Origin of the sequence: Citrobacter portucalensis (genome assembly GCF_023374935.1) — a bacterium.
In the GTDB taxonomy this organism is placed as follows: domain Bacteria; phylum Pseudomonadota; class Gammaproteobacteria; order Enterobacterales; family Enterobacteriaceae; genus Citrobacter; species Citrobacter portucalensis.
Window position 1 is genome coordinate 1,064,143 of sequence record NZ_CP092466.1, and the last position, 14,277, is coordinate 1,078,419.

Below are 14,277 nucleotides of genomic sequence, written 5' to 3' on the forward strand. Positions count from 1 at the left end.
GGTTATTCCCCCTCGTTTGCCGTGCGTCGCGAAATAAACGGGCGTTCATCATCGGTAATTACGTGCTGTTCACCGCCGCTCAGCGCAACGTGACGCAGTACGCCGCTGAATGCCAGTTCGAGATTCTCGGGGGTAAAGGTGGTTTCGGTGGGTCCACTTGCCAGCACCGTGCCCTTAATCATCACCGTGTAATCACAAAACTCGGTGACGGATCCCAAATTATGGGTAGAGACCAGCATGGTTCGACCCTCATCACGCAGTTCATGCAGCAGGTCGATGATCCGGGCCTCGGTTTTTACATCCACGCCTGTGAAGGGTTCATCCAGTAAAATAACCTGCCCGTCCTGCGCGATGGCTCTTGCCAGAAAAACACGCTTTTTCTGCCCACCGGACAGTTCACCTATTTGACGATGGCGATAATCCAGCATATCAACCCGCGCCAGCGCCGCATCTACGCAGGCGTGGTCAATTTGTTTTGGTCGACGCAGCCAGCCCATATGGCCAAAGCGTCCCATCATCACCACATCTTCCACCAGTACCGGAAACGACCAGTCCACCTCTTCTGACTGGGGGACATAGGCGATCAGATTCTGTTTGAGCGCCTTATTTACCGGCTGTTGCAGAATTGAGATTTCCCCCTGCGCCAGGCGGACAAAACCCATCAGCGCTTTAAAAAGCGTTGATTTTCCCGAACCGTTTACGCCGACCAGAGCGGCAATTGAGCCGCCCGGAACCTGAAAAGTGGCGTCCCGCAATGCGGTATGACCGTTGCGATACGTCACCGTAACCTGATTTACGGTAATCGCAGAGTGACTCATGGTTGGCTCTCCAGACCCTTGTTGATGCCGTTAACAATGGTTTGCGTGGTGACGCGCAGTAAATCCAGATAGGTCGGTACCGGACCATCGGCAGTGCTGAGCGAATCGACATACAGCACGCCGCCGTAATGCGCGCCAGACTCACGGGCAACCTGACGCGCTGGTTTGTCGGACACGGTGCTTTCGCTAAATACCGTTGGGATATGATGCTCTCTGATGGCATCGATAACCTTGCGTACCTGCTTGGGCGTACCCTGCTGATCGGCATTGATCGGCCACAGATACAGCTCCTTGAGATTGTTATCACGAGCTAAATAAGAGAATGCGCCTTCGCTGGTGACCAGCCAGCGTTTATCAGCAGGGAGCTTTGCCAGTTCTGTATGCAGTGGCGCCAGAGTCTGCTGGATTTTCGCTTTATAATTCTGCGCATTATTCTGGTAGGTTGCGGCATTGTCCGGATCGTATTTGATCAGCGCATCACGAATGTTATCCACGTAGATCAGCGCGTTCTCCGCTGACATCCAGGCATGCGGGTTTGGTTTACCGTTGTACGGCCCTTCGCTGATGCCCATTGGCTGCACGCCGTTTGAGACCATCACTTCAGGTACGCCGGACAAATTTTGGTAGAAGCGGGCAAACCATAGTTCGAGGTTTAGACCGTTGGAGAGAATAAGCTGTGCGCCTTGCGCCCGTTTGATATCGCCTGGAGTTGGTTGATATTCGTGAATTTCAGCCCCCGGTTTGGTGATAGAACTAACGTCCGCCGCGTCACCTGCTACATTGCTTGCCATATCGGCAATCACCGTAAAGGTGGTTACCACTTTGAATTTTTCTTTCGCCCAGGCGGGTGACAGCGTCAGCGCTGTTAACACGCTGGCAAGGAGAAATGACTTCAGATGGGGCAGATGCGGCATAGTATCCCTCGCAACAAGGTGGTTAATTTATCATCGAATATAGCCTTTGCTATGTTATATAGCACATGGCATAAACAAATGAAAATAATTCTTATTTGCGTAGGTTGCTAAGGATGTATCACCTTCAGGTAATAGTTCTGTGCTTAGCTAAGGTGTATTATTTATGCAACTTAATTGTGGAGGCATCATGGCCGGCAAACGCATTGCACGTGAAAAAATGACGATCCAGAGAATGATTTCGCTCTACGAGAGCCAGTGTCCGCAGGCTTCAGACGAGCCGGGGCATTACGATGCGTTATTTGCCTATGCGCAAAAACGCCTCGACAAGTGCGTATTTGGTGAGGAAAAACCGGCCTGTAAACAGTGTCCTGTGCACTGTTATCAACCTGCTAAACGCGAAGAGATGAAGCAAATTATGCGTTGGGCTGGACCGAGAATGCTCTGGCGTCACCCGATTCTGACCGTACGTCACCTGATTGATGACAAACGTCCAGTGCCGGAGTTACCGGAGAAGTACCAGCGGAAGAAGTAATTCTATGCCGGATGGCGGCGATGCCTTATCCGGCCTACGAGGTAAACGCCTCCGTCATGTAGGCCCGATAAGCGTAGCGCTATCGGGCAATCAGTTAAACCAGTGCATCCTTATCAATGCCTAATCTCTTCATGCGTGAGAGTAACGTTGTACGTTTCAGCCCCAGCCTTTGTGCCGCGCCTTTGGGACCGGCAACCACCCCGTTGGTTTCTTTCAGTACGCGCATAATCAACTGGTATTCATCTTCACCGTCCTGCGCGACTTCGGTTGCCACCGGAGGCGTAGACGGCGTCAAAGGGGCAATATCCGGAAGGGATAGTTGCAGCACGTTGCCCCGGGTAAGCAGAACCGCACGTTCTACCACGTTTTCCAGCTCACGCACGTTACCCGGCCATTCCATACAGCTCAGCGTGCGCAGAGCCTCGGCGGGAATACTGTCGATATTGCGTCCCATCCGACGAGCAATTTTAAAGGTGAAGGCTTTTACCAGCAGCGGAATATCTTCCGGGCGCTCACGCAGCGGCGGCAGATGGATCGGGAAGACGTTCAGTCGGTAATACAGATCGTTACGAAATTCGCGATCGGCAACCATCTTCTTCAGATCGCGGTTGGTGGCGGCGATCAAACGGACATCGGTCTGGATCAGCTTATTACTGCCCAGACGTTCAAATTCCTGCTCTTGCAGAACCCGCAGTAGCTTAGGCTGAAGCTCCAGCGGCATATCGCCAACTTCATCGAGGAACAGCGAACTTTTATCTGCCAGCTCGAAACGACCAATCCGCTGCGTGCTGGCACCGGTAAACGCGCCACGCTCATGACCAAACAGATCGCTTTCCAGTAATCCGGCAGGCATTGCCGCGCAGTTCATCTTCACCATCCGGCGGGCGTTACGTCCGCTCAGGTTGTGAATGGCTCGTGCGATCAGCTCTTTACCCGTTCCGGTCTCACCCAGAATCAAGACGGTGCTGTCGCTTTGCGCCACCATTTCGACCTGCTTGAGTACGCTGTACATAGCTTCGCTGCGACCAATGATTTCGCCGAACTCACTCTCTACGTTGTTGAGTTGTTCAGTCAACGCCAGGTTTTCATCGACCAGACGTTCCTTCAGGCGGTGAATTTCCTGGTAGGCTAGCGCGTTATCCACGGCAATTGCCACACGCTCGGCAATCTGGCGCAATAGCTTGAGGTTGGCGGTAGTGAAAACTTTCTCTTCGCACTGTGCCAGCTTGAGTACGCCGAGCATAGTATTGGTAGCAGACACAGGGTTTGTAGCTGGTTGCCCCAGGTTTCGAACAGCATCCGTTCGTAAGGGGCAAGGATGTCACGTTCGCTCAGGTTGATCAGCAGCATCTCTTTGCTTTTGAAGACCCGTTCAGAGAGCGTTCCCGCTTCGTCCACTTCACTCTGTTCGTGTGCCGGATGATGTTCATCCAGATAGTGAGTGGAATAGATACTGAGTTTATTTTTGCGATCGCTGCGTAACACGATGCTGATGGCATCGATGTCGAAGTAGTGGTGGATCTCTTTGGCGACTTCGCTGACCAGCTCATCAATATCCAGTCGGGAGAGCACGGCATTGGTGATGGCGACCAGGATGCGAAAGTTGTCACGCTCACGACACAGCAGATCGTAATCGACGTTGTTGCTGACTCTGCTTTGAATTTGTTCAGCAACGACGCCGACTATCTGAGTGAAGGTCTGTAGACGGTTATATTCTTTTTCACTCCACGGACGGTCTTCGTTACGGATGAATTCGCAACCGCCAAAGATGCGCCCATCTGCCGCCAGTGGCAGCAGGCAGTAGTGGCCAAATTCAGAATACAGTCCACCTGAAGCCAATTGTGGCCATGTTTCCGTAAACTCATGATAGTTGCAGTGCAACGCATCAGGGCGAGACAAAATGCGGCGTACCGGACCATGTGCCAGCACCGTTTCGTCTTCATAATCGATGGGTCTACCATTTTCACGCGTTGCAAAATAACGCGCACGTTGCGTTTGTGCCTGCCATAAGACAATAGCCGCGCAGTCGGCCAGCGCTGAACGCTTGACCAGCTGCGAAAGCGCCTCGCTAAGAGACGGGAGATCGGGCTGCTGTAATAATGTACGAGTAATATCGAACAGGCCTTGCTGTCCGAGGTCACTCATCGGTGTATACGACATATTGCTTTTCCAGGGAAAGCACCGCAGAACGGTGCGAAAACGGTAAATGAATTATAGGTATAAGTCGTAAATTATTGCCGGATGGCTGACCGCAAACTCGCTGGTCACGCAATCCGTAGGCCTGATAAGCAAAGCGCCATCAGGCGTTATGCAGCGTTAATGCCGGATAGTGACGCAAATGCGTCTTATCCGGCCTACAGCATGCTGCCAACCGGCTGCTAGCATATACGAGGTAATGGTTCGGCGTGTGGTAAATCGAGGGTTCGTTTCACGCCGTAGAGTCCGGCAAGACGAACACCTTTGCGTTCGACCACTTCACCAATCATTGCAGCATCGCACCCTAACGGATGCGCGCGCAGCGCGGCAAGTACGGTTTCAGCGGCCTGACGCTCAACGGCAATCACCAGTTTGCCTTCGTTGGCAAAGTTGAGCGCATCCAGACCCAGCAGCTCGCAAACGCCACGCACCGCAGGCTTCACGGGCAGGGCCGCTTCAGACAGCTCAATACCAAATCCACATGATGCGGCAAACTCATGCGTCACCGCATTCACGCCGCCACGGGTGGCGTCACGCAGCGCCTTCACACCAGGAATATCACGCAGCGTCTGGATAAGAGGTGTTAACACCGCGCAGTCGCTGACCAGTTCGCCATCCAGACCCAATTGCTCGCGTAGGTTAAGGATGGTTGCGCCGTGATCGCCAAGCGAACCACTGACCAGCAGCACATCACCCACGCCGAGAGTCTGTGCACCCCAGTGAATGTTGGCGGGAATTGCCCCCATTCCGGCAGTGTTAATGAACAGTTTGTCTGCTGCACCACGCTGCACGACTTTGGTATCGCCAGTCACGATGGCGATGCCTGCTTCGCGCGCGGTTGCTGCCATGCTGTTAACAACGGTTTTCAGTGTCTCCATCGGCAGACCCTCTTCGAGGATAAAACCGCAGGAGAGGTAGCGTGGAATAGCTCCGCTGACCGCGACATCGTTAGCCGTACCACAGATGGCCAGCTTGCCGATATTGCCGCCGGGGAAGAACAACGGATCGATAACGTAGCTGTCAGTTGAAAACGCCAGACGGTCGCCTTCTGCCACCAGTTGTGCCAGTTCCAGACGCGCTTGATCTTCTTGTTCCGCCAGCCACGGATTCGCGAAAGCCTCCATAAACAGACTGTTGATCAACTGCTGCATAGCCTGACCGCCGCTACCGTGGGCGAGTTGTACGCTGCTCATGCTTCACACTCCTGCTGACGATACTGATACCAGGCGGCACATGCGCCTTCTGAGGAGACCATCAGGGCGCCAAACGCGGTCTCCGGGTTACACGTTTTGCCAAATAACGGGCACTGATGTGGTTTACATCTGCCCGTCAGCACTTCCCCACAACGCGCGCGCGGATCGTCATATACCTGCTGCGGCGCTGGCTGGAAATGTGCTTCGGCATCAAAGCGATGATAGTCCGGCGTCAGGTGAACGCCAGAGGATTCGATAACGCCCAGACCGCGCCATTCGCTGTCACCATTGACGCAGAACACCTCGGCAATGGCCTGCTGCGCTAACGCGTTACCGGCATCCGGTACCACGCGGCGGTACTGGTTTTCTACCTGGCTTTGGGCTGCAATTTTCTGCTCAATTAACATCCCTACGCCTTGCAGGAGATCAAGCGGTTCGAAACCGGCGACCACCAGCGGGCGATGGAAATCTGAAGCAATGAAGTTGTAGGCGTCGGTGCCAATCACCATGCTGACGTGGCCCGGCGCTAAAAAGGCGTCGATACCGTTGTCCGGCTGTTCCAGCAGGCTGCGCAGCGTAGGGATAAGCGTGATGTGCTGGCAGAAAAAGTAAAAGTTCTGCACGTCACGCTGCTTTGCCTGTTGCAGGGTGATAGCAGTCGTTGGCATTGTGGTTTCAAAACCCAGGCCAAAGAACACCACTTTACGCGTTGGGTTTTCCTGCGCCAGCTTCAGTGCATCCATCGGTGAGTAGACGATGCGGATATCCGCACCACGCGCCTTGGCCTGTAGTAGTGAGCCTTGCTTACCCGGGACGCGCATAGCGTCGCCAAAGGTGCAGAAAATTACTTCTGGATGGCTGGCAATTTCTACACAGCTGTCGATTCTGCCCATCGGCAGAACGCAAACCGGGCAACCCGGACCATGAATAAACTCCACGTTTTCCGGTAACAACTGGTCGAGCCCGAATTTGAAGATAGCGTGGGTATGACCACCACAAACTTCCATGATCCGCAGCGGGCGTTCAGCCGTGTAGGAGAGGTGGGCGGCACGTTCACACAGGTGCTCTATCAACTGCATCACCTGTTCTGGTGCGCGGTATTCGTCAACAAAACGCATTTATTTTTCCTCGCCGTACAGCAACGCGCCGACATCCGGCTCAACGTCAAACATGTTTTGCAGCGCGTCGAGCGTATCGCGCGCTTCAGCTTCATTAATGATGCTCATGGCAAAACCGACGTGGACCAGTACCCACTGGCCGAGGCGCGGTTGGCCATGTTCATCACAGCTACCGACCAGCGTCAGGTCGACGTCGCGCTGAATACCGCAAACGTCGACTTTGGCCTGGTTGCCATCAATGGTGCGGATTTGACCCGGAACACCTATGCACATCGCTGCGTCTCCAGCCAGGAGAGCCATTGATCCATCCCTTCACCACTGGTGGCGGAAATTAGGATAATCTCAATCCCCGGGTTCACTTCCCGGGCGCTGGCAATGCATTTTTCAACGTCAAAATTGAGGTACGGCAGTAGATCCACTTTGTTGAGCAGCATCAGCGATGCGGCGGCAAACATATGCGGGTATTTCAGCGGTTTGTCTTCACCTTCGGTTACTGAAAGCACGGCCACTTTATGGCGCTCGCCGAGGTCGAAGCTGGCCGGGCAGACCAGGTTGCCGACGTTTTCAATGAACAGAATACCGTTATCGTCAAGCGGCAAACGCGGCGCGGCGTCAGCAATCATTTGTGCGTCGAGGTGGCAACCTTTACCGGTGTTGACCTGAATGGCGGGTGTGCCTGTGGCGCGAATACGGGCGGCATCGTTCACCGTTTGCTGGTCACCTTCAATAACGGCGCACGGCACGCTATCTTTCAGCTTCATCAGCGTTTCGGTCAGCAGGGTAGTTTTACCAGAGCCCGGGCTTGAAACAAGGTTCAGCACCAGATGCTGACGGGCCGCAAAGCGGGCACGGTTGCGCTCGGCGAGGCGGTTGTTTTTGTCCAGTACGTCAATTTCCACTTCCAGCATACGGCGTTGGCTCATACCTGGTGCGTGGGTTCCGGCCTCACCGTGACCGTAGTGCAAATCGCCTTCTTCGGTCTGGCTCGGTGTGAAATTTGAGGTCTTCACACCGGTAATATTCAGCGCCGGACGAGCCGCCGGGGCAAATGGCGCGCTGCGAAACGCCGAGTGGGGATTATGCTCATCACCCTCTATATATAGGTTGCCTTCAGCGCAACCACATGTCGTACACATCGCTCACTCCTGATCTTTTTACTTGCGATACATCTGTTGCCGGATGGCTACGTTGCCTTATCCGGCCTACAAACGAGCTGTTTCTGTAGGCTGGATAAGACGCTTAAGCGTCGCCATCCGGCGCTGGAGTTTCATCTATTTCAATACGTCGAATCTGTAAGCCGTCATCGGCCACAATTCTCAGCATATCGCTGTTGCATTGCGGACATCGGCGCACGCGTTGCGTCAGTAACGTGACGTATTGCTGACAAGATTCGCACCAACATTCGGCTTCTTGTTCTTCGAGGTGGAGTTTACAACCTTCTGCAAGGGTCCCGCGGCATACCAGATCAAAACAAAAGGAGAGAGCGCTGGTTTCTACGCAAGAAAATGCGCCAATTTTGAGCCAGACCCCAGTTACTCGCTTAGCACCGTGTTGCGTGGCCTGTTGTTCAATCAATTCCAGTGCCCGTTGGCAGAGGGTTATTTCGTGCATACCGCCTCCTGTGAAGTTGCCGTAATAAAAGCAATAAGCATGCCAGGTTGATTTTTTTCATTCGTGACAATGACGACGATGACGAAATGACATGTCGTCACCCGCCTTTGATTTTTTATCTATATGAAAATTAAGTGATTTAATTTTGGCATGAAATGTGCTTAAGGCTGTTCATCTCTGCTAAACGGGTAACCTGACATGACTATTTGGGAAATAAGCGAAAAAGCCGATTACATCGCTGAACGGCATCGTCGCCTACAGGACCAGTGGCGTATTTACTGCAACTCGCTGGTTCAGGGGATCACCCTGTCAAAAGCGCGTTTGCATCATGCGATGAGCTGCGCACCGGACAAGGATCTCTGCTTCGTCCTTTTTGAACACTTCACTATCTACGTCACGCTGGCGGACGGCTTTAACAGCCATACCATCGAATACTACGTCGAAACGAAAGACGGTGATGATAAGCAGCTGATTGCACAGGCAGAATTGACTATCGACGGTAAGGTCGATGAGCGTATTAGCAACCGCGATCGCGAGCAGGTGCTGGAGCACTATCTCGAAAAAATCGCCACCGTCTACGACAGCCTGTACACCGCGGTTGAGAACAATATGCCGGTGAATTTAAGCCAGCTGGTTGAGGGACATAGCCCGGCTTAAGCCTCGGGTGCTGCCCACTTTGTCATGGTGCGGTCTACATACTGCGTCACGACGTTTTAGGGAATGGGCATGTCGAAAAATGTCGAAATGACATTTGGTAGACATGTTTTCGTCAAAAATGACTATCACCTGAGGAATGCCTGGTGAATCGTTTTGTAATTGCTGACTCCACTCTTTGTATTGGCTGCCACACCTGTGAAGCCGCCTGCTCAGAGACACATCGCCAGCATGGCCTGCAGTCAATGCCGCGCCTGAAAGTGATGTTAAATGAAAAAGAATCCGCGCCGCAGCTTTGCCACCAGTGTGAAGATGCGCCTTGCGCCACCGTGTGTCCGGTTAATGCCATTAACCGCGTTGATGGCGCCGTACAGCTGAACGAAAGCCTGTGCGTAAGCTGCAAAATGTGCGGGATCGCTTGTCCGTTTGGCGCGATAGAGTTTTCCGGTAGCCGTCCGCTACACATTCCGGCAAACGCCAATACGCCAAAAGCGCCTCCGGCTCCGCCAGCGCCTGCTCGCGTGAGTTCGCTGTTGGACTGGGTTCCTGGCGTTCGTGCCATCGCGGTGAAATGCGATCTGTGTAGTTTTGACGAGCAAGGTCCTGCCTGCGTGCGCATGTGTCCGACCAAAGCCCTGCATCTGGTGAGCAACATGGATATCGCCCGCGCCAGCAAACGTAAGCGTGAGCTGACTTTCAATACCGATTTCGGCGATCTCACCTTGTTTCAGCAGGCTCAGAGTGGGGATGCAAAATGAGCGCAATTTCACTGATTAACAGCGGCGTGGCCTGGTTTACGGCTGCGGCGGTTCTGGCATTTCTGTTTTCATTTCATAAATCGCTGAGCGGCTGGATTGCTGGGGTTGGCGGTGCAGTCGGCAGCCTGTGTACGGCAGCCGCGGGTTTTACCGTTCTGACTAATGCGCTGGCAGTGAGCGGCGTGATGCCGTTTATTGGTCACAGTCTGCAAATTACTCCGCTGAATGCTATCTGGCTGATTACACTGGGCCTGTGCGGCCTGTTTGTCAGCCTGTACAACATTGACTGGCATCGTCATCCGCAGGTGAAAGCTAACGGCCTGCTGGTGAATCTGCTGATGGCCGCGGCGGTATGTGCGGTGGTTGCCAGCAACCTTGGTACGCTGGTGGTGATGGCGGAAATCATGGCGCTGTGTGCCGTGTTCCTTACCGGATGCAGTAAAGAAGGCAAACTGTGGTTTGCGCTGGGGCGTATTGGTACGCTGCTGCTGGCGGTCGCCTGCTACCTGGTGTGGCAACGTTACGGCACTCTGGAGCTGCGTCTGCTAGACCTGCGCACCCAGGAGCTGCCGCTCGGGTCTGACATCTGGCTGCTGGGCGTGGCAGGTTTTGGCCTGCTGGCCGGGATTATTCCACTGCACGGTTGGGTGCCACAGGCACACGCCAATGCCAGCGCACCGGCTGCGGCGCTGTTCTCTACCGTCGTCATGAAGGTTGGTCTGCTGGGTATTCTCTCCCTGTCGCTGCTGGGCGGTAACGCGCCGCTGTGGTGGGGGATTACGCTGCTGGTGCTGGGCATGATCACCGCGTTTGTTGGCGGTCTGTATGCGCTGATGGAGCACAACATCCAGCGTCTGCTGGCGTACCACACGCTGGAAAACATCGGCATTATTCTGCTGGGCCTGGGCGCTGGCGTGACCGGAATTTCCCTGAATCAACCGGCGCTGATCGCGCTGGGTTTGACCGGCGGTCTGTACCACCTGGTAAACCACAGCCTGTTCAAAAGCGTTCTGTTCCTGGGTGCAGGCAGCATCTGGTTCCGTACCGGTCATCGTGATATCGAAAAACTGGGCGGTATCGGTAAACGTATGCCGGTTATCTCGCTGGCGATGCTGGTTGGTCTGATGGCGATGGCCGCACTGCCGCCGCTGAACGGTTTTGCCGGTGAGTGGGTTATCTACCAATCCTTCTTTAAGCTTGGCAACAGCGGCGCGTTTGTCGGTAGCCTGTTAGGGCCGTTGCTGGCGGTAGGGCTGGCAATTACCGGCGCGCTGGCGGTGATGTGTATGGCGAAAGTCTATGGCGTTACGTTCCTTGGCGCACCGCGCACGAAGGAAGCTGAAAATGCCTGCTGCGCGCCAATCCTGATGGGAGTGAGCGTCGTCGCGCTGGCTATCTGCTGCGTGATTGGCGGCGTTGCTGCGCCGTGGCTGCTGCCGATGATCTCCTCCGCCGTTCCGCTGCCGTTGGAAACCGCGAACACCACCGTTTCTCAGCCAATGATCACGCTGCTGCTGATCGCGTGTCCGCTGCTGCCGTTCATCATCATGGCCATTTTCAAAGGCAACCGTCTGCCGTCGCGTTCACGCGGTGCGGCATGGGTGTGTGGCTACGATCACGAGCAGTCAATGGTTATTACCGCGCACGGTTTTGCCATGCCGGTGAAAGAAGCCTTTGCCCCGGTACTCAAACTGCGTAAATGGCTGAACCCGGTATCACTGGTTCCGGGCTGGCAGAATGCGGCTGCACCGGTGCTGTTCCGTCGCCTGGCGCTGATTGAGCTGGCGGTGCTGGTGGTGATTGTGGTTTCTCGAGGAGCCTGAGAATGAGTGTTTTATATCCGTTAATTCAGGCGCTGGTGCTGTTTGCCGTTGCGCCGCTGCTGTCCGGTGTTACCCGCGTGGCGCGTGCGCGTTTGCACAATCGCCGCGGTCCGGGCGTTTTGCAGGAATACCGCGACATTATCAAACTGCTGGGCCGTCAGAGCATTGCGCCTGCGGATTCCAGCTGGGTTTTCCGCCTGACGCCGTTTGTGATGGTGGGCGTGATGCTGACTATCGCCACTGCGTTGCCGGTAGTGACCGTTGGCTCGCCGCTGCCACAACTTGGCGATCTGATCACCTTAATTTACCTGTTCGCCATCGCCCGTTTCTTCTTCTCTATCGCGGGACTGGATACCGGTAGCCCGTTTACCGCCATTGGCGCCAGCCGTGAAGCGATGCTCGGTGTGCTGGTTGAACCTATCCTGCTGCTGGGGCTGTGGGTAGCGGCACAGGTTGCGGGTTCAACCCATATCAGCAATATCGCCGATACCATTTACCACTGGCCTGCTGCGCGCAGCATCCCGCTGATTCTGGCACTGTGCGCCTGTGCTTTCGCCACCTTTATCGAAATGGGCAAACTGCCGTTCGATCTGGCGGAAGCAGAGCAGGAGCTGCAGGAAGGTCCATTGACTGAATACAGCGGCAGCGGTTTTGCCGTGCTGAAGTGGGGCATTAGCCTCAAACAGCTGGTCGTTCTGCAAATGTTCGTTGGCGTGTTCCTGCCGTGGGGACAGATGGAAACCTTCACCGCCGGTGGACTGCTGCTGGCGCTGGTGATTGCCGTCGTCAAGCTGGTCCTCGGCGTGCTGGTCATCGCCCTGTTCGAAAACAGCATGGCGCGTCTGCGTTTTTGCGCCACTTCACGCGTGACCTGGGCCGGTTTTGGGTTTGCGTTTTTAGCGTTCGTCTCCTTGCTGGTGGCGTGATTTAAGAGAGTTTGAGCATGTCTGAAGAAAAATTAGGTCAACAATATCTCGCTGCGCTGCACCAGGCCTTTCCGGGCGTGGTGCTGGATGAAGCCTGGCAGACCAAAGATCAGCTGACGATCACCGTCAAGGTGAACTACCTGCCGGAAGTGGTGGAGTTCCTGTACTACAAACAGGGTGGCTGGTTGTCCGTGCTGTTTGGTAACGACGAACGTCAGCTGTGCGGCCATTACGCCGTTTATTACGTGATGTCGATGGAGCAGGGCACCAAGTGCTGGATCACCGTCCGCGTTGAAGTCGATGCCAATAAACTGGAGTTCCCGTCCGTGACGCCACGCGTTCCGGCTGCCGTCTGGGGCGAGCGTGAAGTGCGCGACATGTACGGTTTGATCCCGGTCGGTTTGCCGGATGAACGTCGTCTGGTGCTGCCGGATGATTGGCCGGACGAGCTGTATCCGCTGCGTAAAGACAGCATGGATTATCGTCAGCGTCCGGCGCCGACTACCGATGCTGAAACCTACGAGTTCATCAACGAACTGGGTGACAAGAAAAATAACGTGGTGCCGATTGGCCCGCTGCACGTGACCTCCGATGAACCCGGTCACTTCCGTCTGTTTGTTGACGGCGAGAACATCATCGACGCCGACTATCGTCTGTTCTATGTCCACCGCGGCATGGAGAAACTGGCGGAAACCCGTATGGGTTACAACGAAGTGACGTTCCTGTCGGACCGCGTGTGCGGCATCTGCGGTTTTGCCCACAGCACCGCCTATACCACCTCCGTAGAGAATGCGATGGGTATCGTGGTGCCGGAACGCGCGCAGATGATCCGCGCCATTCTGCTGGAAGTGGAGCGTCTGCACTCGCATCTGCTGAACCTCGGCCTGGCCTGTCACTTCACCGGTTTTGACTCCGGCTTTATGCAGTTCTTCCGCGTGCGTGAAACGTCGATGAAGATGGCGGAGATCCTCACCGGGGCGCGTAAAACTTACGGTATGAACCTGATCGGCGGTATCCGTCGTGACCTGCTGAAAGACGATATGATCCAGACCCGTCAACTGGCGCAGCAGATGCGTCGTGAGGTGCAGGAACTGGTCGATATGCTGCTCAGTACGCCGAACATGGAACAGCGTACCGTGGGTATTGGTCGTTTGGATCCAGAAATCGCTCGCGACTTTAGTAACGTCGGTCCGATGGTTCGCGCCAGCGGTCACGCGCGTGACACCCGCGCCGATCACCCGTTTGTAGGCTATGGCCTGCTGCCGATGGAAGTTCACAGCGAGCAGGGCTGCGACGTTATTTCTCGCCTGAAAGTCCGTATCAATGAAGTCTATACCGCACTGAACATGATCGACTTTGGTCTGGACAACCTGCCGGGCGGACCGCTGGCGGTGGAAGGCTTTACCTATATTCCTCACCGTTTCGCACTGGGCTTTGCTGAAGCGCCGCGTGGAGATGACATCCACTGGAGCATGACCGGCGACAACCAAAAACTGTATCGCTGGCGCTGCCGTGCGGCGACTTACGCCAACTGGCCGACGCTGCGCTACATGCTGCGTGGCAATACCGTTTCCGATGCCCCGCTGATTATCGGTAGCCTCGATCCTTGCTACTCCTGTACTGACCGTATGACTGTGGTCGATGTGCGTAAGAAGAAGAGCAAAGTCGTGCCGTACAAAGAACTTGAGCGCTACAGCATCGAGCGTAAAAACTCGCCGCTGAAATAAGGAATCG

General features: G+C 54.9%; 13 protein-coding genes and 1 pseudogene. 6 read left to right on the top strand and 8 right to left on the bottom strand.

Translation table 11 applies throughout. The annotated features are described in order from the left end of the window. Positions 1–2: 2 nt before the first annotated feature. Positions 3–818, bottom strand: a complete 816-nt coding sequence (sitB, locus tag LY264_RS05025) for an iron/manganese ABC transporter ATP-binding protein SitB (protein WP_048225283.1) — start codon at positions 816–818, stop codon at positions 3–5. Beyond that, positions 815–1,732: a metal ABC transporter substrate-binding protein gene (locus LY264_RS05030; protein WP_048225280.1), complete on the bottom strand. Its 918-nt coding sequence runs from the start codon at positions 1,730–1,732 to the stop codon at positions 815–817. Before LY264_RS05030 ends, sitB begins: the two co-directional genes overlap by 4 nt. Before the next feature lie 187 nt (positions 1,733–1,919). On the opposite strand from LY264_RS05030, the gene LY264_RS05035 reads away from it, so the two are divergent. Next, positions 1,920–2,264 (top strand): nitrous oxide-stimulated promoter family protein, encoded by a 345-nt coding sequence (locus tag LY264_RS05035; RefSeq protein ID WP_048225278.1) that lies wholly within the window; start codon positions 1,920–1,922, stop codon positions 2,262–2,264. A gap of 94 nt (positions 2,265–2,358) precedes the next feature. Here LY264_RS05035 and flhA read toward each other — a convergent pair. From flhA to hypA, 6 genes and pseudogenes are all read right to left on the bottom strand, one after another. Continuing rightward, positions 2,359–4,424: pseudogene (flhA, locus tag LY264_RS05040) on the bottom strand (formate hydrogenlyase transcriptional activator FlhA). Positions 4,425–4,642: 218 nt separating this feature from the next. Then, positions 4,643–5,653: a hydrogenase expression/formation protein HypE gene (gene hypE / locus LY264_RS05045; protein ID WP_048225272.1), complete on the bottom strand. Its 1,011-nt coding sequence runs from the start codon at positions 5,651–5,653 to the stop codon at positions 4,643–4,645. After that, positions 5,650–6,771, bottom strand: a complete 1,122-nt coding sequence (gene hypD / locus LY264_RS05050; RefSeq protein ID WP_048225268.1) for a hydrogenase formation protein HypD — start codon at positions 6,769–6,771, stop codon at positions 5,650–5,652. Before hypD ends, hypE begins: the two co-directional genes overlap by 4 nt. Continuing rightward, a complete protein-coding gene (gene hypC, locus LY264_RS05055) occupies positions 6,772–7,044 on the bottom strand; it encodes a hydrogenase 3 maturation protein HypC (protein ID WP_003037411.1) in 273 nt (90 codons plus the stop codon). It abuts the gene before it with no gap. Further along, positions 7,035–7,907 carry a hydrogenase nickel incorporation protein HypB gene (gene hypB / locus LY264_RS05060; protein ID WP_003037409.1) on the bottom strand — a complete coding sequence of 291 codons (873 nt, stop codon included), beginning with the start codon at positions 7,905–7,907 and terminating at the stop codon, positions 7,035–7,037. The genes hypC and hypB overlap by 10 nt, the downstream gene beginning before the upstream one ends. 103 nt (positions 7,908–8,010) lie before the next feature. Further along, complete coding sequence (gene hypA / locus LY264_RS05065) at positions 8,011–8,382, bottom strand: hydrogenase maturation nickel metallochaperone HypA (RefSeq protein ID WP_008785634.1); 372 nt, start codon at positions 8,380–8,382, stop codon at positions 8,011–8,013. A gap of 198 nt (positions 8,383–8,580) precedes the next feature. Between hypA and hycA the strand changes: the two genes are divergently transcribed. The 5 genes from hycA to hycE all read left to right on the top strand — a co-directional run bounded on the left by hycA (position 8,581) and on the right by hycE (position 14,270). Then, positions 8,581–9,039, top strand: coding sequence for a formate hydrogenlyase regulator HycA (gene hycA / locus LY264_RS05070; protein WP_008785633.1), 459 nt, complete (start codon positions 8,581–8,583; stop codon positions 9,037–9,039). A gap of 143 nt (positions 9,040–9,182) precedes the next feature. After that, a complete protein-coding gene (hycB, locus tag LY264_RS05075; protein WP_071692226.1) occupies positions 9,183–9,794 on the top strand; it encodes a formate hydrogenlyase subunit HycB in 612 nt (203 codons plus the stop codon). Continuing rightward, a complete protein-coding gene (gene hycC / locus LY264_RS05080) occupies positions 9,791–11,617 on the top strand; it encodes a formate hydrogenlyase subunit 3 (protein WP_003825912.1) in 1,827 nt (608 codons plus the stop codon). The genes hycB and hycC overlap by 4 nt, the downstream gene beginning before the upstream one ends. Positions 11,618–11,619: 2 nt before the next feature. Further along, positions 11,620–12,543, top strand: coding sequence for a respiratory chain complex I subunit 1 family protein (locus LY264_RS05085; protein ID WP_003825914.1), 924 nt, complete (start codon positions 11,620–11,622; stop codon positions 12,541–12,543). A gap of 17 nt (positions 12,544–12,560) precedes the next feature. After that, on the top strand, positions 12,561–14,270 hold the full coding sequence (hycE, locus tag LY264_RS05090; RefSeq protein WP_048215684.1) for a formate hydrogenlyase subunit HycE: 1,710 nt from the start codon (positions 12,561–12,563) through the stop codon (positions 14,268–14,270). Positions 14,271–14,277: the final 7 nt, after the last annotated feature.